Below are 25,831 nucleotides of genomic sequence, written 5' to 3'. Positions count from 1 at the left end.
TCTTTACTTCTCGTTGAACGCTTGAAAATCATCGTTGGGAGTGCCGGAGCCAGGCTCAGCGGTACGCAGTTCGTTGGTACGTGCTTCGTTCGCCCCCAGTCTATCGGCGACGACGGACACGTGCGATCGACCGATGATCCGGTCGATGATGAGGGCAACAACCGCGCCGAGCGTCGTGCCGACGGCGAGACCGCCGAGCAGCAGGAAACCGAAAATTTGCACCCGGTCGTACTCGTTGTTTTCGGGAAAGGAGATGGTGAGGATCAGGGCGAGCAGCACGCCGACAATGGCGCCGAGCAGCATGAAGTTGCGGTACCGCGGCGCCCGATGCACGGTCACGGTCGTGTCCCCCAGTGCGGTCGCACTGTCGGTCGCACTGTCGGTCGCACTGTCGGGGACGGTATCGTTCAACGGGTCCTGGGGCTGCTCGGTGGAACTCACCCGCTTATTGTCCCATGGACAGATGGAAGACTGTCTCTATGAACACGATTGCGGTACTCGGAAGCGCCAATATGGACCTCGTCGTACGCCAGGCGCGCCTCCCCCTGCCCGGTGAGACGATCTTCGGGGCCGGTTTCAGCACGGTCCCGGGCGGCAAGGGACTGAATCAGGCGGTTGCTGCCGCTCGACTCGGCGCGGACGTGACCTTTCTGGGAGCGGTGGGAGCGGATGCCTACGGAACCGAGCTGCGCGCGCTGCTGGTGAGCGAGGGCATCCGTTCTACCGAACTCGCCACAGCGGATGCCCCCACCGGCACCGCCCACATCTCCGTGGTGGACAGCGGCGAGAATTCCATCGTCGTGGTGTCGGGAGCCAACGCCACCGTCACCACTCTGAGTGTGGAGCAGCGCGCGGTCGTTGCCGATTCGTCGTTTCTGGTCATGCAGTGCGAGCTGCCGACCCGGGTATTGGTCGAGGGACTCGCGCTCGCTCGCGCGGCCGGTCTGTTCACGGTGCTGACCCCGGCGCCGGTGGTGCCGCTGCCGCCCGGCTTTCTCGCTTCGGTCGACCTCGTCGTGCCCAACCAGGGTGAAGCCGCCGAACTCACCGGGGAGAGCGACCCGGTTCGTGCGGCGGAGGTGCTCAGCGCCCGCGGCACCTGGGCGATCGTGACTTTGGGTTCGGAAGGATCGGTCGTGGCCTATGACGGTGAGGCGCTCGGGCTCGCGCCGGCTCGCCCGGTGACAGCGGTCGATACGACTGCGGCGGGCGATACCTTCGTCGGAGCGCTCGTGGCACGCCTGGCGGTCGGTTACGTGCGCGGCACCGCCATCACGCCCGATCAGATGATCGAAGGCGTGCGCTACGCGACGGTCGCATCCTCGATCGCGGTGACCCGCGCCGGGGCCACCACCTCGATGCCCGTCCATGCCGAGGTTGACGCAATCCTCCGCTAGCGCTCGAGCGCACAACAAAAACCCGATTGGGTAGCTCTACCGGGCTCTTTCGCGCTCTCCCGGTTCAGGAGTGGGTGCCCACCACCCGAAAGCTGACCCGGCGCTTGCCGTGGCGGCTACGGTACCGAGCAGGATCAGGGCAATCGCCCGGATACTGATCGGCACCAGCTCCTCGACGCCGGTCACCTTGCCTACGACACCGACGTCGTCGGCGGGTGTGGCATGCGGGGTCACGGCAGCAGAATCCGGTGCGAGGGATTCTGCATCGACGTCATGCCGAAGGCCGCCCATCCCGAACGTGTCATCCACATCAGCAAACGGGACCTCCACCCCTGCCAAGCGTGTGTCCAGGTCAGAGCCTCGGAACGTCGTCCGTGACGGCGGCGCGAGCTTGATTCGCCTGCAGTAGCGAGGTGCGGGTGTTACTTGTTCCAGGTGGGTTTTTCGACGGAAGTGGCCGCGCGGTTTTGGCCGGCCGGGCGCCAGGTTTGGGTGGGGTCGAAGACGAGCGGGCCGCGGATCCAGGGTCGGCCGTCTCGCATGTCGATATCCCAGCCGGAGGTCTCGATGCTGGCATGGCCGGCGTTACACAGCAGCACCGCGTTGTCGATATCGGTGCGGCCACCCTCACGCCATGGTTTCAGGTGGTGTACCTGGGTGAGCTGGGGTGGCACGGTGCAGCCGGGGATGACGCAGCCGCCGTCCCGGGCAGCCAACGCTCGGCGTTGCTGGGCGGTGAAGAATCGGTTACTGGTGCCGAGGTGCAGGATCTTGCCGTTGTGGCCGAACAGCACCGGTTGATACCCGCCGGCGCAGATCAATTCGTCGACCTGGGTGGTGGTGAGCGGTCCGTCGATACCGTCGATCCAGCCGGCGCCGCGGCCAGCGAGGAGGTCGTTGATGTTGATGTGCACGAGCACGGTGGGCGCCGCGCCGCCCATGGTCGGGGCACCCGGGTGCCGTGCGGCGGCTTCGAACACTGCGCGGAGGATGCCAGCCTGTTTTTCGCTGCGCGAGCGGGTGTCGTCGGGTTGCTGCGGGCACGGACCGTGCACGTCTGGACTCGGCGGGTCGAAACTGAGCGCGTCGGGTGGGTCGCTGCCCAGCCTGTCGCCGACCTCGACGGCTTCGCCGGCCACGACGACCTCGACGCTCGTTTCCAAAGCTGGCTTGTCGTTGCTTTCGGTTTCACGAAACGCGACCCGGGCACGCGGAGTGCTGTCGAAGACTCGGGTCGTGCCGGGAACCGGGGTCGCAGTGCTTTCGGCTCCGGGAACCGGGTTGGCCGCCGCGGCGGAGAGGAAAGCGTCGAAGACGTTGCTGACAATAGCCCGATCGAGGGTGGTGAACCAGCCGTTTAGGCTGTAGCCGCCGTTGCTGAGGTTACCGAAGGTCAGCCAGCTGCGCCGCTCGGGCGGGGTTTCGCCGGGCGCGGTGCCGTCGGGGGCGAGGCGGGCCTTCCATTGGATGCCCTGCTGCCGCAGCAACTCCGGCGCGAACGCGATACCGGCACCGGGAAGCCCCTCGGTTTCGGGGGCGATCGCGCCGGAGCCGCTGGCGACCAAGGAACGTTCCACCCGGTCGAGATCCTCCACCAGGACGGAGGATCGCAGGCCGTCGAGCACCGACACGATCACGCGCGCCTGCTCGAGCCCGAGTTTCCCACACTGCAGTGCTTCACCGAGAACGGGGTAGGTGGGGGTGAGGGGGCGGCCGAGGAGCATCCGCTGGCCGGCTTTCTCGCCGAGCGCGGACCGCTGGCGAACCTCGGCTCGGGACAGCCGGGCGAGGGTGCAGATCAGGTCTACGCCGCTGCGACAGCCGAGGCGACGGGCCAGCGTCGGCGCACCCAGAGCCGCCGGCGCACCCGCAGCCGCCGTGTTCCCCGGCACGGCGCTCCCCGTTATCGCAGAGTCCGCATCAGCACCCGTAGCAGCAGCCTGAGCGGTAGATGCCTGGGCAGTAGATGCCTGAGCGGTAGATGCCTGAGCGGTAGATGCCTGAGCCGCGGCGCTCTGGGCCGCGGCAGCATCGAAATACACGGACCGGCGCAGCACATCCGTGGTGGAAAGCACCCGGGCACCGTCGAGCACCCGGCCCACACTTTCCAGCGCGAGCAGCACGGTCAGCGATTCTTCATCACCGAGCAGCCCGAACGACACACCACGCAACGCCGCCAATAGAATCTCCCGAGCCTGCTCCACCGCCACAATAACGGGGTGTGAACTGGACTCACTCGGGTTTTCCATGAACATGGGCGCCATTGCCTCCTTCGCACCATTCTACCGCGAATCGAACACAAAAGCGAGAAAACCTCAGAAGTATTCCAGGTTCCAAATTGGGGCGATCGATGCAAATTCGCGATGGTAGCTGCTAATTCTGCATGGTATTCCCTTGGCCAGCCCTCGTGATTCACCGCCGCGGCGGTCTGGCTTCTATCGAAGTCATAAACGATTCTTCGTCAGAATTAAGCCCCCGAACAATTTCGCCAGCCCCACGGCTCGACGCAGCCAATTCTCCGCCACCGATGAATGACCGCAACGGTCATCGTCACTGAGTTGGCTCGTGGTCTCCCTGCACCCTGACGACCCTGCACCCTGACGACCCTGCACCCCGACGACTGTGCACCACCTTCCGCCCGTGCCTCGCCGGCATCGAAACTCAACGCTCAGGGGAGGGGCAGCACCGGCACATGCCCGATCAGGGTGGCCCGGGACCCGGAGGCGTGGATGGCGCCGCTCGCCAGGCCGTCCGCCCAGGGCAGGGCGCCGGTGGCGAGCGCGAGCCAGGTAACGGCATCCGTTTCGATGACGTTGGGCGGTGTGCCGCGGGTGTGGCGCGGGCCGGCGACACACTGCACGGCGCCGAACGGCGGCACGCGCACCTCGAGGGTGTTGCCCTCAGCCTGTTCGGCCAGCAGCTGCAGGGTGTAGCGCACGGCTTGCGCCCGGATGTCCCGGCTCGCGCTGGTACCCGCAGCGACCGCCGCAAGGGCCGCTCGCACGGCCGCCCGGCCGGCTCCGTCGTCGATGCGCGCTCGTGCCATGCTTCCAGTCTGCCCGATCCGCCGGGCCCGGGGCATCGGGTAGCCTGAAATGGTGAAAATTCTGGTCCTTGGTTCCGGTGCCCGCGAGCACGCCATCATCACCGCGCTGCTTCGTGAGCAGCCGCGACCGAGTGTCGTATGCGCTCCCGGCAACGCCGGTATCGCCGCCGAAGTTGCGGTTGTAACGCTTGACCCCAACGACCCGGTCGCCGTCACCGACTATGCCGTGTTGAACAGCATCGAACTCGTCGTCATCGGCCCGGAGGCCCCGCTCGTGGCCGGAGTCGCTGACGCCCTGCGCACTCGCGGTATCGCCGTATTCGGGCCCGACCGGGCCGCCGCTGCCCTCGAGGGCAGCAAGACCTTCGCTAAACGCATCATGGATGAGGCCGGGGTTCCCACCGGCCGCGCCGTGCGTGCCGGCACCCTGGCCGAAACCAACGCTGCGCTCGACGAGTTTGGAGCGCCCTACGTGGTCAAGGCCGACGGCCTCGCCGCCGGCAAGGGCGTGCTGGTCACATCGGATCGCGCCGCAGCCCTCGCCCACGCCACCTTCTGGCTCGAACACGGCAGCGTGCTCATCGAAGAGTTCCTCGACGGCCAGGAGATCTCGCTGTTTCTACTCAGCGACGGCCACAGCGTGTTACCGCTCTCGCCCGCCCAGGACTACAAACGCGCCCTCGACCACGACGCCGGCCCGAACACCGGCGGCATGGGCGCGTACTCGCCGCTGCCCTGGCTCGACGCCCGGTTCGGCAGCGAGAACGAGTTCGTCGACGAGATCATCGAGACGGTTGCGTTGCCGACGATACGCCAGCTCGCCGCCGAGGGCACCCCGTTCGTCGGGTTGCTCTACTGCGGACTTATTTTGACGGATGCGGGCATCCGTGTCATTGAATTCAACGCGCGCTTCGGAGATCCAGAGACGCAGGTCGTGCTGCCTCGTTTGGTCACTCCGCTGTCCGGGCTGCTGTTCGCCGCGGCGACCGGCGTGCTCGGCGGGATGCCCCGGCCCGAGTTTTCCGCCGACGTGGCCGTGACCGTGGTCGTCGCAAGCGAAAATTACCCAGAAACCCCGAAGGTCGGGCGCGTGATCACCGGATTGAACGCCGCGCTGCGGGTGCCCGGCGTCACGATCGCACACGCCGCGACGGCGGCTCGGGGTGACACGATCGTGTCCACCGGCGGCCGAGTGCTCAGCGTTGTTGCCGTGGGCGCCTCATTCCTCGAGGCCCGCGCGCGTGCCTACGAGGCGCTCGGGCAGGTGTCGCTCGAAGGCTCACACTATCGAACAGACATCGCCGCCCGCGTCGCCTGAGTGACGCCCCGACGCCGCTCGACAGGCGACGGCGGGGCCATCGCCTGTCAGCGGGCTCAGGTGCGTCGGCCCATGGCCCGAAACTTCGACACCCGGCGCGGCAGCAGCTCGTCTACCGGAACGCTTGAGAGCGTGGACAGCTCGTACTCGATGGCCGCCGCCATCCGCTGGCAGAATGCCCGTCCTTCCTCGGCTGCATTCGGGCGCTCGTCGACGATGTGGTCGACGATCCCGTTGGCAAAGAGCGACGCAACGTCTACGCCCTGTGCTTCCGACATGGCCGGGGCGAATTCCGTCGTTCGGTGCACGATGGCGCTCGCGCCCTCGGGCGGCAGCGGGGACAGCCAGGAATGCTGCGCGGCAATGGTGCGGTCGGCCGGTAACAGCGCGAGCGCCCCCCCGCCGGCTCCCTGGCCGAGTAAGACCGACACACTGGCCGACCGCAGGCCGATGAGCTCATGCAGGGAACGGGCGATTTCACCGGCCATCCCACCCTCTTCGGACTCCTGCGATAGGGCGGCCCCGGCCGTATCGATCACGGTGAGCAGCGGCAGCCCGAGTTCCTCGGCGAGGCGCATACCCCGGCGGGCCTCGCGTAGCGACCCCGGGCCCATCGTGGTGTCGCGTGACGGCCGCGGGCGAACGTGACCCAGAACGATGCAGCTCTGCTGCCCGAAGCGGGCCATAGCGAGCATGAGCCCCGGGTCGTTCTCGCCCTCGCCCGTGCCGTTGAGCGGCAGCACGTCGTGGGCGCCATAGGCGAGCAGCTGGCGCAGGTCGGGTCGGCGCGGGTTTCGCGAGATTTCAATGGATGCCCACGCGCCAACAGGAGCGGGCCGCACCTGCAGGCTTTCTGGGGCCGCCACCGGGGTGGTCGCCTTGCCGGTGAGGATGGTGAGCGCCCGGTCGACGATTTCCGGCAGCTGCTCAGGCGGCACGACGGCATCGATCAGGCCGTGGTTGAACAGGTTTTCGGAGACCTGCACGTTCTCCGGAAACTTTTTTCCGTAGAGCGCTTCATAGACCCGCGGGCCCAGAAACCCGAGCAGCGCACCCGGCTCCGCCACCGTGACGTGCCCGAGCGATCCCCACGATGCCATGACCCCGCCCGTGGTGGGGTGCCGCAGGTAGACGAGATACGGATGCCCCGCCTGCCGGTGGGCCCGCACGGCGGCGGTGATCTTCACCATGGAGAGAAAGGCGAGCGTGCCCTCCTGCATGCGGGTACCTCCGGAGGCCGGCCCGGCCAGTACCGGCAACCCCTCGCGAGTGGCGCGTTCGATCGCGTCGACGATACGGTCCGCGGCCGAGAGCCCGATGGAGCCGGCCAGGAACGCGAACTCGCTCACCACGATCACTACCCGATGCCCGCGGATCAGGCCCTCGCCCGTCAGCACGGATTCGTCGGTGCCGCTCTTCTGCCGAGCCTTCACCAGAGCAAGCCGGTACGCCTCGTCCGGGTCGGGATCGACCACGGGCTGGTCCCAGCTCGAAAACGATCCGTCGTCGAGTACCACCCCGATGAGTTCGGCGGCGCTGAGGTGACGGGTTTTCGGTTCGGTCAACGCGTTGTCATTCGGCACGGTTAGATCCCTTCCACTGCGCGATTGAGCCAGTCACGTATTTCGCTGCCGTGCTGGTTGAGCACCGGCGGAGCAGAGTGCGTGGTGTTGGTCGTCTCGGCGGTGTCGGCGGGGCTGAAGAACCGCAGCGGCGGGCCCGGGAGGCTGATCTTGCCGAGCACGTCATGCTCGACGTCGATCAGCAGTCCCTGCGACAGCGCCTGGTCCCACTGATAGACCTCATCCAATGAGCGCACTTTTCCGGCGGGAATCCCGGCCTGGCCAAGCTTGTGAAGCAGCGGCACGGCGTCGAAATGGGCGAAGGCATCCGTTATCGCCGCCTTGAGGCTCTCCCGGTTGCGCACCCGATGGGCGTTGGTGGCCCACTCGGCCCGGGCAGGATCGAAGCCGAACTCGGCCGCGAAGGTGGCCCAGAGCTTCTCACTGCCGATGCTGATCTGCACGCTGCCGTCGCGGCACGCGAACAGGCCGTAGGGTGCGATTGACGGATGGTGGTTGCCCTGAGCCTCAGGCACCTCGCCCGCCACGGTGGCGCGGGTGCCCTGAAAGGCGTGCACTCCCACGAGTGCGGCCAAAAGCGAGGTGCGAACGATCTGCCCCTCTCCCGTGCGCTCGCGCTGCAGTAAGGCTGCGAGGAGCCCGAAGGCGCCGTACATTCCCGAGAGCAGGTCGGCGATCGGTACCCCCACCCGCTGCGGGTCGTCTGGGCCGGATCCGGTGAGTGACATGAGGCCGGCTTCGCCCTGCAGAATCTGGTCGTAGCCGCTGCGGCTTGACTCGGGGCCGTCATGGCCGAAGCCGGTGATCGAGAGGATCACGAGCGACGGGTTGAGCTCGTGCATCGCCTCGGGCGAGAATCCGAGGCGGTCCAGAACGCCGGGGCGGAAGTTCTCGACCACCACGTCGGCGCGCAGCAGCAGGTCGCGCAGCACAGCGCGGCCGTCGTCGCTCTTCAGGTCGAGGGCGATTGATTCCTTGTTGCGGTTGCAGGAGAGGAAATACGTGGATTGCAGGTTGTCGTCGGGACCGACGAACGGCGGACCCCAGCCCCGGGTATCGTCTCCCATTCCGGGATTTTCCACCTTGATGACGCGTGCCCCGAGGTCGGCGAGCATCATGCTCGCGTGCGGCCCGGCGAGGGCACGACTCAGGTCGACGACCAGGTAGCCCTCGAGTGGACCTCGCGCTCGGGTTTGAGTGTCCGTGCTCATATTCAGTCCTCTCTCGATCTGCGGTATACGGTGTGCGTCTACAGCCAGCCCGGGAGGACCAGTACCGCCCAGGCGATGGCGGGGCCGGCCACCACGACGATGCCGCTATAACCCAGGATCTGCTTATAGAAACGGTCCTTGTCGACGTCGTCGGGGGCGTTGGCCAGCACGAGAGCGCCGTTCGTAGAGAACGGCGATACGTCCACGATGGTCGATGCCACGGCGAGGGCGCAGATCACGCCGATCGCCCCGATTTCGCCGCTGGCCAGGAACGGGACGGCAAGGGGGATGAGGGCAGCCAGGATGGCGGTCGACGAGGCGAAGGCCGAGACGATGGCACCGATATAGCAAATGAGCAGCGCCGCCAGCAGGGGCATACCCAGGTTGGCTACGGCATCCGACACGTATGCGATGGTGCCGGCCTCTTCGAGCACGCCCACGAAGGTGAGCATGCCGCAAATGAGCAGCACGGTCGACCAGCTGATCTTGTTGACGGCACCCTTCTGCGCCGCGGGCGAGACCAGGGCGAGGATGACGGCGATGGTGATGGCCACGAAACCGACATCGACCTTGAAACCGAGTGCGATGACGGCCAGGGCGATGAGGCCGGCCACGGTGATTAGCTGAGGAATGCGTTCCGCACGGGTCGATGTCTCCTGTGCGCCGTCACCGGCGGGGTCGCGGGGACCGTAGATGCCGGAGCCGAAGCCCTTGAATGCCACGTCGCCACCGGCCCGGGCACCCACGCTGACCGCCATCCGAGCCTCGGCTGCCTGCTCCACGAAGTGTCCAACCCTGCTCGACAGGAGCTTCCGGCCACCGAGCACGATGAACAGTACGACGGCGATCAGGAAGTTGAAGATGAGGCTCGACAGGAACACCGCTGTGGGGCTTGCATCGAGCCCCGTGGTCGAGATGAGGCTGTTGACGATCACGCCGTAGACGGCGATGGGCGAGAATCCCCCGCCCTGCGCTCCGTGAATCACCATCATGCCCATGAGCAGGGGGCTGATCTTGTACTTGCGGGCGAAGCCGAGCGCGATCGGCGCCACGATGGCCACCGCGGCCGGAGACAGTGCACCAACGGCGGTGATCACAGCCGTGATGATGAACATGATCCAGGGGATGAGAGCTACCCGTCCACCGACCAGTCGAACCGATCCGCGCACGAGCAGGTCGATCGTGCCGTTGCCCTGCGCGATCGCGAAGAGGTACGTGACTCCCACGAGTGTCAGGAAGAGCCCGCCGGGAAAATTGGCGAGGATGTCAGCGGTTTCCATGCCGAGGAAGACTGTGCCGAGCAGGAAAGCACCGACGAAAGCCAACGCCCCCATATTGACGGGAAGTAGCGTGGCGGTCAGAAACATCACCGCCAGGATGATGATCGAGATGATGGGAGCGGACATCCTTGTTCCTCCATGATTCAAGCGAATGTGGGCTATTGGCTCACTGGACTAGCCTCCTAGATAGTAGGTGAGTTTGTCAACGCCCGTGTACCCTAGGGTCACACTTCGATGCGGGAGGTACACGCGTGGCCCAGGATCTAGAACCCCAGCCCCTGTCGCGCGTGTCGAAACCACGGCTGTACGAACAGCTCGTGGCGCAGCTTCTGTCTTACATCGAGTCGGCTCACCTGGGCCCTGGTGACCTGTTGCCCGCCGAACGCGATCTCGCGGAACGTCTCGGCGTCTCCCGCGCCACCCTGGCGCAGGCGCTCGTCGCCCTCGAGGTGCTCGGAGTCATCGATGTCCAGCACGGCACTGGAGCCGTGCTCGTGTACCGGCCCAGCATCGCAACGGTGATCAAGGGACTCCGCGACCACCGAAACCGGCTGCCGGAAATCGTCGAGGCCCGCAGCACCCTCGAGGTGAAACTGGCCGAGCTCGCCGCGCTGCGGCGAACCGATGCCGACTTGGCGGCGATCGAGAACGCCGTGCGGATCATGGGCGAGGAAATCGCGGTCGGCGACCGCGGCGCGCACGGCGACGAGCTCTTTCACCAGGCCGTCACGGCCGCCGCCCACTCCCCCGTACTGGCCCAGCTCATGACGTTCATCGCCGAGATGATTCTCGAAACGAGATTGGAGTCCCTGGCCCAGCCGGGCCGGCCCGAGCAGTCCCTGGCCTCGCACCTCACGATCATCGCGGCGATCCGGGCGCAGGATGTCACGGCCGCGAGCGCGGCGATGCTCTCGCATATCGAGCTTGTCTCCGACGTTGCCCTGCTGAAGTGAGAGAGAATACAAGCGTGACCGAATCCGCGCAGCCCACAGCATCCGTCGCCCGCGATCTGCCCGGATGGCTGCATGCCTACTCGGGCAAGGTGCGGGACCTCTATATTCCCACCGACGGAACGACGGATGCCCCGGCGGACCTGATGAGCGCCTCCCGGGTGCTCGTGGTCGCCAGCGACCGGGTGAGCGCGTTCGACCATGTGCTGGAGCCGGGCATCCCGGGAAAGGGCGAGCTGCTCACGACGCTCAGCCTGTGGTGGTTCGACCGGTTGACCGGTATCCCCAATCACCTCGTCGCCGACCACGAACAGGTCGGCAGCACCGTGCGCGAGCTCATCCCCGCGCCCGCCGCTGGCCGGGCGATGCTCTGCCGCACCCTCGACATGTACCCCATCGAGTGCGTCGTGCGCGGCTACCTGACGGGCAGTGGCTGGAAGGAATATGCCCAGTCGCAGTCGGTGTGCGGCATCGCGCTGCCGGCCGGCCTCGTGAACGGCGACCGCCTGCCGGAACCCATCTACACCCCCGCGTGGAAGGCTCCCCTGGGCCAACACGACGAGAACATCACGTTCGAACGCACGATCGAACTCGTCGGGCCGGGCATTGCCGCCGAGCTCCGCGACCTCTCCCTCACCCTCTTCGCCACCGCCGGGGCGATCGCCGAGAAGGCCGGCGTCATTCTCGCCGACACCAAGTTCGAATTCGGCGCCGACCGGCAGACCGGCATGACCGTGCTCGCCGACGAGGTGCTCACCAGCGACTCCAGTCGGTACTGGGACGCAAAAGCCTGGCACATGGGCACGACACCCGACGAGCGCATGGCGAGCTTCGACAAGCAGATCGTGCGCGACTGGCTCGCCGCCCACTGGGACGGTACCGGTGCTCCGCCCGAGCTGCCGGCCGAAATCGTGCAGCAGACCGCGGCCCGCTATCGCGAACTGCTCGAGCGCCTTACCGGCGCCTGAGCCGCACACCGGGGTACGGATACCTTCGGATAGCGGAATAGCTTCGGCAGCGCCTGAGTTGTGCCAACTGTGACTCCCCGCGTGAATGACCTGCTGGCCGCCGAAACCGGAATGGGCGCGGTGACTTTGCGCGTGGGCAACCTCGACACCATGCTGGCCTACTACCGCGACATCGTGACGCTCGAAATACAGAGCCACGACGGGCCGGTCGCCGTGCTCGGGCGTGGCCGGATACCGCTCGTCATTCTGCAGCACGCGCCCGAGCTCGCAGCCGCCGAACGGCGCTCGGCTGGGCTCTACCACACGGCCATTCTCTTCAACACGCAGGCCGATCTCGCCGCCGCCGTCTTTTCGATCGGCACGAAGTCCCCGGGAACGTTCACGGGCAGTGCCGATCACTTGGTCAGCCAGGCTTTCTACTTCACCGACCCTGAGGGAAACGGCATCGAGTTGTACTGGGACCGCGACCGCTCCCTGTGGAGCTGGGCCCACGGCCAGGTTGAAATGGCCTCGCTCCACCTCGACCCGAATGCATTCATTTCTGAGCATATGTCGGCCGAGCCGAGTGAGGGTAACGCCATCGTCGGTCACGTGCACCTCTCGGTCGGAGATGTCGCGACCGCTCGCGAGTTCTACGTGAACCGTCTCGGCTTCGAGGCGACCGCGAACTTCGGCCCCTCCGCACTGTTCGTCTCGGCCGGGGGCTACCACCACCACATGGCTATGAACACCTGGGAGAGCTCGGGAACCGGCAAACGTCGCCTGGCGCTGGGCCTCGGCGAGATCAGCATCATCGTGCCCGGTGCTGATGACATCGGCGCCCTCAACGAGCGCATGTCCCACTACAAAGTGGGCACCAGTCACGACGGGCAGACCCTCGCATTTGACGACCCATGGGCCAACCGCATCCGCGTGCGCGCCAGCACGTCGGCATCCGCTGAAAACCCGGTCGCGACGGTCTAGGCGCTCGCAGCAGGCCTACGCTAGACAGCACCCGGTGACTCAGCGGGCGGCGCGGGCGGTGCGGCGGGTGAGCCCGTGCACGGTGGCCTGATAATCCTTGACGTTGAGTGGGCGGCCGGGCAGCTTGGGCCGGGGCGCGTCGGCCGCACGCAGGCCGTCAAGCACGATGGAGAGCTGACGACGCCACTGGCCGGCATAGCCGGCGCCGAGGCCACCCAGCGATCCGACCATGGTGACGAGCACAGCAAGGTCGACCGCGTCGACATCTCGGCGCAACGTGCCATCTTTTTTCGCGCGGGCCACGAGACTCGCGATGAAGCCGTCAAACTCGGCGGCGGGTCGGGCTGACGGGTCCAGCTGGGCCATGCGCCGCAGAATCGGCGGCAGCGCCGGGTCGGCGACGAGCCATTCCGCGACCCGTTCGGTATAGATGACGAGCGCTTCCCACGCGTTGGGCGCCGCCTCGATCTCCCCGCGCACGGCGTGCAATTCGGCGAGCGCGAGGTCATAGAGCGCACGCACAAGGTCGTCCCTGGTCGGAAAGTTGCGATAGAGAGTCGCCACACCAACCTCGGCCTGACGCGCGATCTCCTCGAGCGAGGCGTCGATTCCATACTGCGCAAACTGGGCACGAGCCGTAACAACAAGACGGTCTCGATTCAGCCGGGCGTCTCGGCGACGGGGCGGAAGCGGCGCGGTTCGCTCGGGCAAAGACGGGGCTGACACGCCATCCTGGGGCTTTCGGGTCGGCGGGGTCATGCGCTCCAGTCTAGAACTTTGACCTGCTCGGTTCGCCTTGGTGTTGCGCCCGCAGTCGCAACCTGCGCACAATTTGGACAAGCCGAATGGAAACCGATGGCTCCCAAGAACAACACTCGCGAATTCGACCCCGAGATCGTGACCGATTTTCAAGAAAAGATTTGAAAATTACCCCCCACCCCGAACTCGAGGTTCTCGCATGACACCCACGATGAACGGTGCGACCGGCTTCGACGTCCCCCTCGCTTTCGCCCGGCGGATGGACCGCATTGACGGCCTGGCACATTATCGCGCCAGATTTCTGGGAACAGACACCGACCCCGAGACCGCCAACCCGCGCTCCTACCTCGACGGCAACTCCCTCGGCCGGCCGCTGCGGGCCAGCGCCGAGCGCATCGCCGACTTTCTCGCGCAAAACTGGGGCACCCGACTCATTCGCGGATGGGACGAGCAGTGGATGGACCTGCCCATGCAGATCGGTGACGACCTCGGCCTGGCCTGCCTCGGCGCCGAAGCCGGCCAGGTTTTCATCGGCGACTCGACCACCGTGCTGCTCTACAAACTGGCCAGGGCCGCCGTGGATTCACGGCCGCACCGAACCGAAATCGTGCTCGACAGCGATAACTTCCCCACCGACCGATACGTTCTGGAAGGGATAGCGCGCGAGCGAGGCCTGACGCTCCGCTGGATCGAATCCGATACCGAGGGCGGCGTTACCGCCGAACAAGTGCGCAGCGTCGTCGGCCCACAAACCTCGCTCGTGCTGCTCAGCCACGTGGCCTACCGTTCCGGCTACCTCGCCGACATGCAGGCCATCACGGCCGTTGCCCACGAGTATGATGCCCTCGTGCTCTGGGACCTGAGCCACTCGGTCGGCTCTGTTCCGATCGAACTCGACCACTGCGACGTCGACCTCGCGGTCGGCTGCTCCTACAAATACCTGAGCGGGGGCCCGGGCGCTCCGGCCTTCGGGTATGTGAAAAGCGACCTGCAGGCTGTGCTGATCCAGCCGATTCAAGGTTGGATGGGTTCGCAAGCCATCTTCGAAATGGGGCCGCAGTATCGGCCGGCCACCGGCATCCGTCGATTCATGAGCGGCACGCCTGCCGTGGTGGGCATGCTCGCTATGCAGGACACCATTTCCCTGCTGGGCGAAGCCACGATCGGGTCGGTACGAGCCAAGTCGGTCGCGCTGACCGAGTTTGCGATCACCCTCGTTGATGCGTGGCTCGCGCCGATGGGGGTCACCGTCGCCTCGCCGCGCGAGCAGACCCATCGCGGCGGGCACGTGACCATCAACCATCCGCTGATGCGCCAGGTCACAAAGATTCTGTGGGACAACGATGTGATTCCAGATTTTCGGGCACCCAACGGGCTGCGGCTCGGCCTCGCCCCGCTCAGTACGAGCTTCGTCGAGACCTACGACGGGGTGGCCGCAGTGCGCGACGTATTGCGCGGCATTCTGCTCGGCCGAAGCGGCGTAGCCGAGTAGGCCGACACCGAGGCGGGCCGGTGCAGCCCGCCCGGCCTGTAGAATTGCAGTGATTTGCCACGACTATTAGCCCCAGACTGTATGCGGAGTGCCCAGTGCCAACGATCGTCGTCGAAGTAATGCCCAAGGCCGAGTTGCTTGACCCCCAGGGCAAGGCCGTCGCCGGCGCCCTCGGTCGCCTCGGTCAGACCCAGACAGCGCTGGCCAACATCAGCGGCGTGCGCGTCGGCAAGCGCTTTGAGATTTCCATCGATGGCGCCGCGGATGCCGACGTCTTGGCCGCCGTGCGCGTGCTCGCAGATTCGGTGCTGTCAAACTCCGTGATCGAGGACGTCGTCGGCATCCACGTGCAAGACGCTCCTTCGTCAGCGGTCGCCTGATGCGCATCGGCGTCGTCACCTTTCCCGGCTCGCTCGATGATCGCGACGCAGCGCGCGCGATCCGCCTGGCCGGCGCCGACGCCGTGGCACTCTGGCACGGCGACCATGACCTGCACGGCGTTGACGCCCTGGTACTGCCCGGCGGGTTCAGCTACGGCGACTATCTGCGGGCCGGCGCCATTGCCAGCCTCTCGCCGATCATGACCGAAGTCATCGAGGCAGCGAACCAGGGCATGCCCGTGCTTGGCATCTGCAACGGATTCCAGATGCTCACCGAGGCCCACCTGCTCGACGGCGGCCTCATTCGAAACGACAGGGGCCGCTTCATCTGCCGCGACCAGGGCCTGCGCATCGAGAACAACACGAGCGACTGGACGACGGGCTTCGCCGCCAACGCCGAGATCGTCATTCCGCTCAAGAACGGCGAGGGCGCGTTCATGGCCTCCGACGAGACCCTCAGGGCGCTCGAGGGCGAGGGCCGCATCGTGGCTCGTTACATCGGCGGCAACCCGAACGGGTCACTGAACGACATCGCCGGCGTCACCAACGCCCGCGGCAACGTCGTCGGCCTCATGCCACACCCCGAGCACGCCGTTGAGGCCGGGTTCGGCCCCGACACCGACGACGCCATGGCGAGCGGCGTCGACGGTCTCACCTTCTTCACCTCGGTGATTGCGCGGGCGCTCGTCGGACGCTAGCCGATGCCCTTCCCACAGCCTGCCACCCGTGTGCGTCGAGCTCGCGCCGCGTGGGAGTGATATTCGACAACCGACGGTCAGACACCGGCGTCACCCACCCTGTTCCAACCGGCCTAAGCGGTAATAATTTACGGTGCGCGTCCGTCTCCGATCGACATCCTTTTGATTCATGGGCGTGAATATCCTGCGCCCACCGACCGGCTCACGAGGACTCTGCGGTGCTGGACATCGGCGGGATCGTTGGTGTCTTGCGGGAGATCCTCGGCGCCCTCGCTCGTCGCCTACCGGGGCCGGGTCGCACACGCTCCGTGGGTGAATCGGCGGGAGCCTCGTGCGTTGGTGCGAGTGCGACCCCGCTCAGTGCCACAGCCGTACGGCCCGAAAGTCAGTGCAGAGGGCTGTGTGCACGGATGGGTGTGCCGATCCCGAGGATGGCGCTGTGCAGCACGGGTGGCATGCTCAGTGCCGGTTCGTCGATGCGTGTCGGGCCGCCGGACGCTATCCAGGCCAGAAGGGCGTCCAGGGCGGCGGGTTGGTCTATTCCACCCAGCCACACCGACGGCCCGGTGACTCCCGTGTTTCCCTCACGCCGGGCCACCGCCGCGATCGCTCCCCCGGCGCAGGCGCCCAGGCATTCTGTGGAGACAAGGACACCGCCTGTGCCGGTCATAACCGTCGACCGCAAGCGGTCAGCACCATCTTGACCGGCAGCTAGTCGGTGGAGCGCACTGCAGCGATGCCCCGCACACACGGCGACCAGTGGGCCGCTGGCTCCCTGTTCGATCGGGGACGAAGCTTGGGTGTGTTTCATGGTGGCACTCCATTCTGTTGTGTCGTACGAATGTTTTCTCGGTGAAGCGTCAGTTCGAATCCAGGTCCCAGGCAGGGAAAGGATCGGCCAGGCATTTCCATTCGCTGGGACCGCTGACAAATTCGCGATCGGTGAGTAGGCAGGCGTCGAGGTTGGTGGTGAGCGTGGCTGCGTCGAGGTCTTTGCCGAAGAAGGCAATTTCCTGGCCCCACGGCGACTCAGGGTCGTGGCTGCCCTTGCTGGTCGGTTCGAAACCGATGGTGGGGCCGGCGCTGTTCCACGAACCGACAATGTCGGGGCGGGAGGCGAGGCGGAACAGGCCGCGAGAACGTAATATCTCACCCGATGCGGTCGTCATATCGTTGAGGAATCGAGCTAACCGGCCCGGGTGGAACGGCCGGGGATCCCGGTACACAACGCATCCGAGCCCGGTATTGCTCCTGGCCAGTAGGCCCTCACCGTTGAGCTGTCGAAGCCAGCCAGGGCTCTGTTGCGCAAACACGACGTGGCTGGCCGGGTTGAGCAGACGTACGAAGTCACGCAGGTCAGTACAGTCGGCGGCGCTAGACACATCAGTTTTATTGATGACCACGACGCTGGCCCATTCGATCTGCTCGACCAGTGCGTCGGCAATTGTGCGGTCGTGCTCTCCGTGCTCTCCGTGCTCTCCGTGCGTGAGGGAGGAGCTCGGAGGAACCGGTGCAGGAGCATCGCTGCGAAGGTCCTCCCAGAACGTGGACGCGTCCAGCACGCTCACTAAATTGCCGAGGCGAAGCGTTCCAACATCGGGTCCCAGAGCACCATCGTCGACAGCAGCGATAACCGACACGGCCACCTCGATCGGTACTGCGGACGGGTGGATCTCCAACATCACGTCACTCCGAGTGATGCTGGCTATAGCTTCGGATACGGCGCTTCGCCCGGAACCGGCGAGGCTGAGCGAGGTTGCGCCGCTGGCTCGCACTATGGATGATTTGCCGGCACCGGGCAGTCCGCTGATGAGGTTCACGGTGAAAATACGTGGCGGGTTCATGGCTGCTACTCTAATTGATAATTGTTATCAATAAGTCGAGGTGGCTATGAAAGTTCGAAATTCACTCAAAGCGCTCAAGAAACTCCCGGGCGCACAGATCGTGCATCGCCGGGGACGAGTGTTCGTGATCAACAAGAAAAACCCACGCTTGAAAGCCCGTCAGGGTTAGCGTGGAAACCGCGAGATGTCACCGGTCGAGTCTTCTCCGCCGTAGGAACCGAGCCAGCCCCCAACGGCATCGACGCGGCGGCCGAAGCGCGCGGCCGAAGCGCGCGTTCGAATGACGGTGGTCGCCGAGCTTGCCGTAGACGAGCAGCATGCTGGTCGACGTGACTGAGTTCGCCGACAATGGTCGGCAGAGCCGCAGCCCGAGGTGCGATGTAACCATCACGAACACAATTCGAGCGCATACTGCGTTTTTGCGCGAGTGCAAAATCTCAGTCCCGCGGGTTTTTCGGCGAATGGTCAGGACGTCTGGATCGGGGGCTTATTCAGGCGCGGCTGCAACGATGGATGTCTCCTACCCCGCCACGAGTCGAAAGTCACCATGACCCCGCGTCTGCTGTTCCGTTCCGTCGCTATCGCCGAAGCCATTACCTGGGCACTACTCATCGCCGGGATGCTCATGAAGTACGTTCTTGAGGTCGGTGAGATTGGGGTGCAGATCGGCGGCTTTGTGCACGGCCTGGTCTTCATCGCCTTCGGGATGACAGCCCTCCTGGTGGGCGTCAACCAGCACTGGAGCTTTCGGCTCACCGCGATAGCGATGGTTGCCGCAATCGTTCCCTTCGGCACGATCCCTCTCGACCGCCGATTCGAGAAGAATGGGTTGCTGAACGGAGAGTGGCGGCAGACCCGCACCGCCGACCCGCGAGATCACACCCGGGTCAGCGCCCTGCTCCGCTGGATGCTGGCTCGGCCGGTGCTCCTCGCCTGCATCATGGGGATCGCCCTGGTGTCGATCATGGCCACGCTGCTTTCGATCGGTCCGCCCGGCAGCATCAGTTAGCGTTCTGCGCCATGATCCCCCGCACCCGACGCGCGGGGCCGGTCAGCCGAGCGTCGCTGGCTGCTGCGGGGTGATGCCGACACGGGGGTGGCGTGCGGTGGCGGCCAGCGTGAGCGCGGCATCCGCTTTCTCGAGGGGAAACGTCGTTCCGACCAGAGCCGAGAACGGATGCCGATGCCACGCTCCGCTGAGATACGTCACTGCTTGCTGCAGGTCGTCCGGCGTGTAATTGTGCACGCCGCGCACGGTGATCAGGCGGCGCACGATCGACTCCGGGTCGAGCAGCAGCGGCTCCCCCGGTGAGACACTGCCGACCAGCACGACCACGCCGCCGATACCGATCAGGTCTATCGCCGTGTGCACGGCCAGTCGGGCGCCACTCAGTTCGAGGGCGATCGTCGGCTCGGCAGCCCCCGCATCCTGGAGCGCGGCGAGCACGCTCGCCACCCCGGTCGGCGATTCCCGCGATGCCCCAGGGTCCGCGACCGCCGCGGCCCCGAACGCGAGCGCGAGCTGTCGGCGAGCCGGATCGGGGTCGCTGACGAGCACGAGCGCCCCGGCATCCGTCGCCATCGCGCAGGCCGTGACCCCGAGCATTCCGCCACCGATTACCAAGACGGTAGCCCCGGCCAGCGGCACGAGAGCGGATGCCGCCCCCAGCGCCGCGACAACCGTGGCGGTCGCGCAGGAGGCCGGTGCCAGAACCGTGGCGGGAACCTGCTCGTCGACGACGACGACCGCCGTCCCCCCGCGCACCTGCACATGGCTGGCGAAACCTCCGCTCAGTTCCCAGCCCCGCTGCATCCGTTCGTGGCCGTATTTGACCAGCTCGAGGCATTTCTGGGGCACGCCACGGCGGCAGCGCGGGCACGTTCCGCAGCTCACGGCGACCGACCAGACCACTCGCTGCCCAACCCGCAGCGGCATTCCATTTGCGGCATATGACCGTTCGGTGACGGCGACGATACGGCCGATCTGCTCGTGCCCGAGCACGAGCGGTTTAGCGGCCGAACGGTGACCGAGCACTCTGTGTACGTCTGAGCCGCAGACCGTGGCCAATTCCACTTCGACCAGCACGTCGCCGGGCCGCAGCAGCACGCCGGGTACCGCCACGCACGCGAGCGGCTGGCCAACGCCCGACCAGACCATAGCTTCCGCGGCGCGCGGCAAGACCACCTCACGACCGACTCCGAGGGTGAGGGCGGGCAGCGTCATGTGTTCAGCGACCGGATCGTGTTCGGTCATGACTACTCGATCGTCTCCTCACGCAGGCCGAGCAGTTCGGCGAGGTCGGCGACGCTCTCGATGACGACGTCGGCCCCGGCGTCTTCGAGGGTGGCGGTGTCATGTGTGCCGGTCAGGACTCCTACGATCAGGCCGGCGCCGGCGCTCTGGCCGGAGAGCATGTCGCTCGCGGTGTCACCGACGACAACCATGGCAGCAACGCTCGACGCCCCGGCGTGCAACAGCGCAGTGAGCGGCAGATCGGGATAGGGGCGGCCACGGCCGGCTTCGGCCGGGCAGAGACTTACGTCGATGAGGTCGTCCCAACCGAGTGAGTCAATGAGGGTGTCCTGCGTCGCCCGAGAGAATCCCGTTACCAGGGCCACCTTCACGCCGGCGTCCCGCAGTTCCTGGAACAGGTCGGCCGCACCCGCGATCGCCGTCACCCCGACCTGTTCGACGAGTTCGTCATATGCGGTTTCGAACTCGGCCGTCGCGGCGACGGCCGCTTCTTCGGACTCGGTCAGTTCGCGAAAGACATCCAGTGTGGACTGCCCCATGGTCTCGCGCACGAACTCGATGGCTTCCGCGAGCTCATCAGCGGTGTCCGTCAATCCGCTGCGCTCGGCGGCGAGCGCGAACGCCCGCTCGACCAGTCCGTCGTCGGTCACGGTGGTGCCGGACATGTCGAAGACGACGAGCTCGACGTCAACGTCTTCGGTGTCCAAATCGTCCAGATCGAGATCAAGGGAAAAAGGTGCGGTGCTCATGGGGTGCCTTTCAGGGTGAGGGAGATGGGTGAATCGCACACGGTTGCGATGACGTACTCAGCGAGACTGAGACTGACACCGAGACCGAGACCGAGACCGAGTCCGAATCCGAGTCCGAGTCCGGTCGTCATACCCATCCCGGTGGTTGCCGCGACGAGACAGACGCCGGGTTCGGGCTGGTCGATGAGAAAGTCGGCGCCGGCAGGGGGGCGCGCAGGCCTGCGTCGACGCGCAGCATGTCGAGGCCACAGCGCACCATGCCGTCGCGCTCCGCGACCTCCGGGTACAGCTGGTCGATGTCATGGTTGACCGCCACGATGACCGTTCCGGCATCGATCGCACCCCGGGTCGTTGTGACCCGACCAGGATGCACGGCAGTCACCGCGGTTCGGTAGCGAAATTCGACGCCCCGACTGGCCAGGTACGCGGCAAGGCCGGCTCCGGCCTGGCGCGGATTGACCTGAAGATCCCACGCAAGCATCGCCCCGTCCCGGGCCGTGCCGGGGGCGAGCGGCAAACGAGCGCTGACCTCGGCAGCGCTCCGCATCACCACGTCGGGTTGACCAGGGCCGAAAAGCGACTCGGTTCCCCGCTGGACCGCCAGCTCGTTCAGGACCGCCAGTTCGTCATCCTGCCGGGCGAGGACGACCGTGCCCGACTCGCGCAGCCAGACACGGGCATCCGCTACCAGGCGCAGCCACAGTGGGCGCGATCCCTGCGCAAATTCACGCGCCAGGCCGCTCTGCGGGGTGAAACGCAGATGCCCGAAATTTCGAACGGATGCCCCGCCGATGGCTCCCGCCCGGCGTTCAGGAGGTAGTACCCGACCCCGCCACCGCCGACCAGGCCCAGTATGGTGGCCGCGCGAATATTGGTGCCCAGCATGTAGAAACTGTGACCGATCAGCGCCTTCATGCCCTGGCGCACCATAGCACCGGCGTAGACCTGCAGCCGGGTGGCACCGGCGGCCCTGAGCGCCTGTTCCGGGCCGAGTCGCGGGCCGCGCACTCGGAATAGCGCTCCGGTCAGCACGTTGTCGAGTACGGTCAGCGACCGTGAGCGACACGTCATGGAGGGCTGTTGTCTCGCCCAAGGTCTTGGTGACACCGCGCACATCGATCACCGTTCCCGCCGCGACGGCGGGACCGGTGATCGCTTTTGAAGGCTGGGTCACCCCTGGCACTGCGAGGCCGACGTCTTCACGCAAATGTCGCGAATGGTGTCGTAATGCTGGTCGTCCACCGGCTCTGTGGCAAAGAACGTGTCGCGAAAGGCCTGCGTATCGGCGCTCGTCACGCCCGAGGCGATGATGTCGTCTATGGTGACCTCACCGAGCACCTCGGTGAGCTGGGTCTTCAGCTCGGCCGGGAGGGTGTCCGAGACAACAATGGGCGCACCGGGAACCATGGTCTCAGCCATGACCTTCACCCTGTCGCTTTTGGCGACCTCGCTGTCTTCGGCGAAGCGTACGCCGGCCGCATCGTTGCCGGCCGCGTCGGCGGTATCCGCTGAGCAGGAGGTGAGGCTGAACATGAGCAGAGCGGCGGCACCGGCAGCGAGCACCGTCGTGCCGGTCCGCGCAGAGGTGCGGGACAAAGCGCTGCAGATTGCCACGTGAAACCTTCCTAAATCGAGGCCATTACGTTTAGTCACATTAAGCAGACCGTGCCAACAACGATGGTGCGCCGGGTAACCAGCAGGTGAACGGGCAGCGGCAAGTGAACGAGCGTGGCTGTGGTCATATGCACAGTTTCGCGCCAGCGCAGGGCGGTAGCGTGGGCAAGCCACATCCGATCAAAGGAGATCCCTGTGTTCACGAGCCCCTACGCTCCCGTTGAGATTCCCGACGTCAGCATTTTCGACTACCTGTTCGACGATTTGAGTGAGGCCGAACTCGATCGCACCGCCGTCATCGACGGGGTCAGCGGAGCGGAGCTCAGCTACCGCGCTCTCGTCGATCAGATCACCCGGGTGGCTGGGGCTCTTGCCGCAGAGGGCGTCGGTCCCGGCACGGTTGTGGGCCTGCTCTGCCCGAACACGCCTCAATTCACGGCCGTCTTCCACGGCATCCTGCGCGCGGGCGCCACCGTCACCACCATCAACTCGCTCTACACCCCCGACGACATCCAACGCCAGCTCTACGACTCCGTCGCCACCTGGCTCATCACCGTCTCGCCGCTGCTACCGGGCGCCAAGGCTGCTGCGCACGCGTCGGGCATTCCAGACGAGCGCATCGTGGTCATCGATGGCGAGGCGGGGCATCCGTCGCTCGCTGATTTGCTGGCAGCGGATGCCGCCGCGCCGGCCGTGACCATCGACCCGGCCACGCACGTGGCCGTTCTGCCCTACTCCTCCGGCACGACCGCAGCGCCCAAGGGCGTCATGCTCAGCCATCGCAACCTCATCGCGAACGTGCAGCAGGCGCGCGACCTGATCGGCGTCGTTCCAGAGGACAAGGTGCTCGCGCTGCTGCCGTTTTACCACATCTATGGAATGACGGTTCTGCTCAATCTCGCCTTCAAACAGCGGGCCTCCCTCGTCACCATGGCAAAGTTCGACTTCGTCGAATTTCTGCGCATGATCCAGGACCACCGCTGCAGCTACGTCTTTATCGCGCCGCCCATCGCGGTGGCCGTGGCGAAGCATCCGCTGGTCGAAAAATACGACCTGTCGAGCGTGCACACCATTCTCTCCGGGGCCGCACCGCTCGACGGCGCCCTCGCCGCGGCCGTCGCTGCCCGGCTGGACTGTCGCATTCTGCAGGGCTACGGAATGACGGAGGTGAGCCCGGTGAGTCACCTGATTCCGATCGATGCTCCGCACCTGTCGCGCGCCTCGGTGGGTGTGACGGTGCCGAACATGGACTGCAAGCTCGTCTCGACCGAGACCGGGGACGAGATCGAGGTTCCCTCGAGCGGGGTCAGCGAACGGGGCGAACTGCTGGTACGCGGCCCGAACGTGATGCTCGGCTATCTCAATAACGAAAAGGCCACCCGCGAGACCATCGATGCCGACGGGTTTCTACACACCGGCGACATTGCCACGGTGAACGCGCTCGGCGAGGTGACCATCGTCGACCGCAGCAAGGAGTTGATCAAGTACAAGGGCTATCAGATAGCGCCGGCCGAACTCGAGGCGTTGCTACTCACCCACCCGCAGATCGCGGATGCGGCTGTGATCGGTGCAGCGGATGCCGACGGCCAGGAGATACCGAAGGCCTTCGTCGTCACCGTGGCTGAGTCTGCGGTCACGACCGAGGAGGTCATGGCCTTTGTCAGCGAGCGGGTCGCCCCGCACAAGAAGGTGCGGGCGGTCGAGTTCATCGAGGTGATTCCGAAGTCGGCCTCCGGCAAGATTCTGCGTAAGGACCTGCGCGCACGAGAACGTGCGGCGACGGTTGAGCCTCAACGCACCCTACGGGCCGCGGTGGCGGGCTCGTGACGAATCTGCCTGCGGCGTGGTGCCACTGTCGCCCAAAGTCGGCGGCCACACGTCAATCGCCGCGTCGGCCGCCGAGGTCGGCGATGCTCAGCCGATGCGGATGAGCTTCTTGTTGACGAATTCGCTGGCACCGTAGTGTCCGAGTTCGCGCCCGAAACCACTTCTTTTCACACCGCCGAACGGTAGCTCTGCGCTGCCGGCGTCGACGAGGTTGACGAAGACCATGCCGGCTTCGATGCGGTCGGCAACTCGCAGTGCCTGCTCGGGATCGGTCGTGAACAGGTAGGAGCCCAGCCCGAAGGGAGTGTCGTTCGCTATGGTGACGGCGTCATCCTCGGAGGCTGCCCGGTAGACGAATGCCACGGGGCCGAAAAACTCCTCATGGTACGTGTCGTTGTCTGGCGTGACGCCGGTGAGCACGGCCGATGGGTAGAAGGTGGTCGACCGTTTGCCCGTGGTCGCCAGGGTGGCTCCCTGCGCGACTGCGCGCTCGACCTGCTCCTCGAGATGCTCGGCCGCGGCGAGGGACGAGATGGGTCCGTAGTCTGCCCCGGGGACGGTCGGGTCGCTGGGAGAGCACGCCAGAATTGCGGCGGTGAACTTCTCCGTGAACTCATCGTAAAGTTCATCGATCACGATGAATCGCTTGGCGGCGTCGCAGGCCTGCCCGCCATTGCGGAGGCGACCGGCGACGGCGGCATCCACTGCGGCGGCCATGTCGTCGGTGCTCAGCAAAATAAACGGGTCCGATCCGCCCAGTTCCAGAACGACCTTCTTGAGGTGACGACCGGCGACCTCGGCAACGGCCGCGCCCGCGCCCTCCGAACCGGTGAGCGAGACGCCCTGTACCCGCGGGTCGGCGATGATCGTGGCGACCTGCTCGCTGTCCGCGTACACATTGGTATAGGCACCAGCCGGGAAGCCCGCGTCGTGAAAGATTTGCTCGATCGCCGCGGCCGACTCCGGGCACTGCGACGCATGCTTGAGGATGATCGTGTTGCCGGTCATGAGGTTCGGTGCGGCGAAGCGCGCAACCTGGTAGTACGGAAAATTCCACGGCATGACACCGATCAGAACACCGAGCGATTTGGAGCGCATGAAGGCGGAACCCTCGCCGCCGCGCAGGGTGATTGGTTCGTCCTTCAGAAATTCCTGCGCGTTCTCGGCATAGTACCGGTAGATGTCAGCTGCATAGTCGACCTCGCCGAGCGCTTGATCGACGGGCTTTCCCATCTCGCGCACGATCATGGCCGCCAGCTCGTCGCGACGCTCCTCATGCAAATCACCGACCCGACGCAGGAGGGCGGCCCGCTCGGCGGTCGAGGACGACCGTGACCAGCCGACGTGGGCCTTATCTGCCGATGCGATGACCTGCTCGAGTTCATCACCCGAAATTTGTGGGAACGTCTTGATCGTCTCGCCGGTGGCGGGGTTGATAACGGCGGGGTGGCTCACGAGCCACCTCCTTTCACGGGGCTACTGTTCCGGAGAAAATCAC

The 25,831-nt window shown here is 65.9% G+C and carries 28 protein-coding genes; 11 read left to right on the top strand and 17 right to left on the bottom strand.

Annotated features, from left to right (window positions below; all coding sequences use genetic code 11):
* Positions 1-3 precede the first annotated feature (3 nt).
* Positions 4-441, bottom strand: a complete 438-nt coding sequence (locus E3T38_RS04475; protein ID WP_134546563.1) for a hypothetical protein — start codon at positions 439-441, stop codon at positions 4-6.
* 38 nt (positions 442-479) lie between these two features.
* Here E3T38_RS04475 and E3T38_RS04470 point away from each other — a divergent pair, with 38 nt between their 5' ends.
* Positions 480-1,397, top strand: coding sequence for a ribokinase (locus E3T38_RS04470; protein ID WP_134546561.1), 918 nt, complete (start codon positions 480-482; stop codon positions 1,395-1,397).
* A 36-nt stretch (positions 1,398-1,433) separates the two neighbouring features.
* Here E3T38_RS04470 and E3T38_RS04465 read toward each other — a convergent pair whose 3' ends face one another.
* The 3 genes from E3T38_RS04465 to E3T38_RS04455 form a co-directional block, all read right to left on the bottom strand.
* Complete coding sequence (locus E3T38_RS04465) at positions 1,434-1,706, bottom strand: hypothetical protein (protein WP_134546559.1); 273 nt, start codon at positions 1,704-1,706, stop codon at positions 1,434-1,436.
* Between the two features lie 113 nt (positions 1,707-1,819).
* Positions 1,820-3,661: an HNH endonuclease signature motif containing protein gene (locus E3T38_RS04460; RefSeq protein WP_134546557.1), complete on the bottom strand. Its 1,842-nt coding sequence runs from the start codon at positions 3,659-3,661 to the stop codon at positions 1,820-1,822.
* 404 nt (positions 3,662-4,065) lie between these two features.
* Entirely contained in the window at positions 4,066-4,443 is a 378-nt protein-coding gene (locus E3T38_RS04455) for a sterol carrier family protein (RefSeq protein WP_104126413.1), read from the bottom strand.
* 52 nt (positions 4,444-4,495) lie between these two features.
* On the opposite strand from E3T38_RS04455, the gene purD reads away from it, so the two are divergent.
* Positions 4,496-5,761 carry a phosphoribosylamine--glycine ligase gene (gene purD / locus E3T38_RS04450; protein ID WP_134546555.1) on the top strand — a complete coding sequence of 422 codons (1,266 nt, stop codon included), beginning with the start codon at positions 4,496-4,498 and terminating at the stop codon, positions 5,759-5,761.
* 56 nt (positions 5,762-5,817) lie between these two features.
* Here the strand turns inward: purD and E3T38_RS04445 are convergent, their stop codons facing one another.
* Genes E3T38_RS04445 through E3T38_RS04435 form a run of 3 tightly spaced genes read right to left on the bottom strand, consistent with a single transcriptional unit; the run spans position 5,818 to position 9,961 of the window.
* Entirely contained in the window at positions 5,818-7,344 is a 1,527-nt protein-coding gene (locus E3T38_RS04445; protein WP_241984294.1) for an acetyl-CoA carboxylase carboxyltransferase subunit alpha/beta, read from the bottom strand.
* Positions 7,345-7,346: 2 nt separating this feature from the next.
* Positions 7,347-8,555: a CaiB/BaiF CoA-transferase family protein gene (locus tag E3T38_RS04440; RefSeq protein WP_134546553.1), complete on the bottom strand. Its 1,209-nt coding sequence runs from the start codon at positions 8,553-8,555 to the stop codon at positions 7,347-7,349.
* A gap of 38 nt (positions 8,556-8,593) precedes the next feature.
* Positions 8,594-9,961 (bottom strand): SLC13 family permease, encoded by a 1,368-nt coding sequence (locus E3T38_RS04435; protein WP_134546551.1) that lies wholly within the window; start codon positions 9,959-9,961, stop codon positions 8,594-8,596.
* Positions 9,962-10,086: 125 nt separating this feature from the next.
* On the opposite strand from E3T38_RS04435, the gene E3T38_RS04430 reads away from it, so the two are divergent.
* The 3 genes from E3T38_RS04430 (at position 10,087) to E3T38_RS04420 (ending at position 12,716) form a co-directional block, all read left to right on the top strand.
* Positions 10,087-10,788 carry a FadR/GntR family transcriptional regulator gene (locus E3T38_RS04430; RefSeq protein WP_134546549.1) on the top strand — a complete coding sequence of 234 codons (702 nt, stop codon included), beginning with the start codon at positions 10,087-10,089 and terminating at the stop codon, positions 10,786-10,788.
* A gap of 14 nt (positions 10,789-10,802) precedes the next feature.
* On the top strand, positions 10,803-11,753 hold the full coding sequence (locus E3T38_RS04425) for a phosphoribosylaminoimidazolesuccinocarboxamide synthase (protein WP_134546547.1): 951 nt from the start codon (positions 10,803-10,805) through the stop codon (positions 11,751-11,753).
* 111 nt (positions 11,754-11,864) lie between these two features.
* Positions 11,865-12,716, top strand: a complete 852-nt coding sequence (locus E3T38_RS04420; RefSeq protein WP_134546611.1) for a VOC family protein — start codon at positions 11,865-11,867, stop codon at positions 12,714-12,716.
* A 39-nt stretch (positions 12,717-12,755) separates the two neighbouring features.
* On the opposite strand, the gene E3T38_RS04415 is transcribed toward E3T38_RS04420, so the two are convergent.
* Positions 12,756-13,475, bottom strand: a complete 720-nt coding sequence (locus E3T38_RS04415) for a TetR/AcrR family transcriptional regulator (RefSeq protein ID WP_134546545.1) — start codon at positions 13,473-13,475, stop codon at positions 12,756-12,758.
* A 199-nt stretch (positions 13,476-13,674) separates the two neighbouring features.
* Between E3T38_RS04415 and E3T38_RS04410 the strand changes: the two genes are divergently transcribed.
* The 3 genes from E3T38_RS04410 to purQ all read left to right on the top strand — a co-directional run bounded on the left by E3T38_RS04410 (position 13,675) and on the right by purQ (position 16,045).
* A complete protein-coding gene (locus tag E3T38_RS04410; RefSeq protein ID WP_241984293.1) occupies positions 13,675-14,967 on the top strand; it encodes a kynureninase in 1,293 nt (430 codons plus the stop codon).
* A gap of 95 nt (positions 14,968-15,062) precedes the next feature.
* Positions 15,063-15,347: a phosphoribosylformylglycinamidine synthase subunit PurS gene (locus tag E3T38_RS04405; protein WP_134546544.1), complete on the top strand. Its 285-nt coding sequence runs from the start codon at positions 15,063-15,065 to the stop codon at positions 15,345-15,347.
* Positions 15,347-16,045, top strand: a complete 699-nt coding sequence (gene purQ / locus E3T38_RS04400; protein ID WP_134546542.1) for a phosphoribosylformylglycinamidine synthase subunit PurQ — start codon at positions 15,347-15,349, stop codon at positions 16,043-16,045. Before E3T38_RS04405 ends, purQ begins: the two co-directional genes overlap by 1 nt.
* Positions 16,046-16,430: 385 nt before the next feature.
* Here the strand turns inward: purQ and E3T38_RS04395 are convergent, their stop codons facing one another.
* Together E3T38_RS04395 and E3T38_RS04390 are read right to left on the bottom strand one after the other, a co-directional pair.
* Positions 16,431-16,856: a hypothetical protein gene (locus E3T38_RS04395; protein ID WP_166805416.1), complete on the bottom strand. Its 426-nt coding sequence runs from the start codon at positions 16,854-16,856 to the stop codon at positions 16,431-16,433.
* Between the two features lie 49 nt (positions 16,857-16,905).
* Positions 16,906-17,889 carry a GTP-binding protein gene (locus E3T38_RS04390; protein WP_134546538.1) on the bottom strand — a complete coding sequence of 328 codons (984 nt, stop codon included), beginning with the start codon at positions 17,887-17,889 and terminating at the stop codon, positions 16,906-16,908.
* A 46-nt stretch (positions 17,890-17,935) separates the two neighbouring features.
* Between E3T38_RS04390 and ykgO the strand changes: the two genes are divergently transcribed.
* Together ykgO and E3T38_RS04380 are read left to right on the top strand one after the other, a co-directional pair.
* Positions 17,936-18,058 carry a type B 50S ribosomal protein L36 gene (ykgO, locus tag E3T38_RS04385; RefSeq protein ID WP_088455075.1) on the top strand — a complete coding sequence of 41 codons (123 nt, stop codon included), beginning with the start codon at positions 17,936-17,938 and terminating at the stop codon, positions 18,056-18,058.
* 378 nt (positions 18,059-18,436) lie between these two features.
* Entirely contained in the window at positions 18,437-18,898 is a 462-nt protein-coding gene (locus E3T38_RS04380) for a DUF3817 domain-containing protein (protein WP_134546536.1), read from the top strand.
* Positions 18,899-18,940: 42 nt separating this feature from the next.
* On the opposite strand, the gene E3T38_RS04375 is transcribed toward E3T38_RS04380, so the two are convergent.
* The 6 genes from E3T38_RS04375 to E3T38_RS04360 form a co-directional block, all read right to left on the bottom strand.
* A complete protein-coding gene (locus E3T38_RS04375; protein WP_241984292.1) occupies positions 18,941-20,143 on the bottom strand; it encodes an alcohol dehydrogenase catalytic domain-containing protein in 1,203 nt (400 codons plus the stop codon).
* A 2-nt stretch (positions 20,144-20,145) separates the two neighbouring features.
* Positions 20,146-20,892 carry a phosphonatase-like hydrolase gene (locus tag E3T38_RS04370; protein ID WP_134546534.1) on the bottom strand — a complete coding sequence of 249 codons (747 nt, stop codon included), beginning with the start codon at positions 20,890-20,892 and terminating at the stop codon, positions 20,146-20,148.
* A complete protein-coding gene (locus E3T38_RS17275; RefSeq protein ID WP_255452723.1) occupies positions 20,889-21,023 on the bottom strand; it encodes a hypothetical protein in 135 nt (44 codons plus the stop codon). The genes E3T38_RS04370 and E3T38_RS17275 overlap by 4 nt, the downstream gene beginning before the upstream one ends.
* Positions 21,020-21,628 (bottom strand): FAD-dependent oxidoreductase, encoded by a 609-nt coding sequence (locus E3T38_RS16920; RefSeq protein ID WP_241984298.1) that lies wholly within the window; start codon positions 21,626-21,628, stop codon positions 21,020-21,022. Before E3T38_RS16920 ends, E3T38_RS17275 begins: the two co-directional genes overlap by 4 nt.
* On the bottom strand, positions 21,577-21,963 hold the full coding sequence (locus E3T38_RS17025) for a hypothetical protein (RefSeq protein WP_241984301.1): 387 nt from the start codon (positions 21,961-21,963) through the stop codon (positions 21,577-21,579). Before E3T38_RS17025 ends, E3T38_RS16920 begins: the two co-directional genes overlap by 52 nt.
* Positions 21,964-22,062: 99 nt before the next feature.
* Complete coding sequence (locus E3T38_RS04360; RefSeq protein WP_134546530.1) at positions 22,063-22,506, bottom strand: hypothetical protein; 444 nt, start codon at positions 22,504-22,506, stop codon at positions 22,063-22,065.
* Between the two features lie 195 nt (positions 22,507-22,701).
* Here E3T38_RS04360 and E3T38_RS04355 point away from each other — a divergent pair, with 195 nt between their 5' ends.
* Positions 22,702-24,333, top strand: coding sequence for an AMP-binding protein (locus tag E3T38_RS04355; RefSeq protein WP_134546528.1), 1,632 nt, complete (start codon positions 22,702-22,704; stop codon positions 24,331-24,333).
* An 87-nt stretch (positions 24,334-24,420) separates the two neighbouring features.
* On the opposite strand, the gene E3T38_RS04350 is transcribed toward E3T38_RS04355, so the two are convergent.
* Complete coding sequence (locus E3T38_RS04350; RefSeq protein ID WP_134546526.1) at positions 24,421-25,788, bottom strand: NAD-dependent succinate-semialdehyde dehydrogenase; 1,368 nt, start codon at positions 25,786-25,788, stop codon at positions 24,421-24,423.
* Positions 25,789-25,831: the final 43 nt, after the last annotated feature.

Source organism: Cryobacterium sp. Hb1 (assembly GCF_004403585.1).
Taxonomy (GTDB): domain Bacteria; phylum Actinomycetota; class Actinomycetes; order Actinomycetales; family Microbacteriaceae; genus Cryobacterium; species Cryobacterium lyxosi.
The sequence above is the reverse complement of the archived record's forward strand: the minus strand, read 5'-3'. Positions and strand labels throughout refer to the sequence as shown.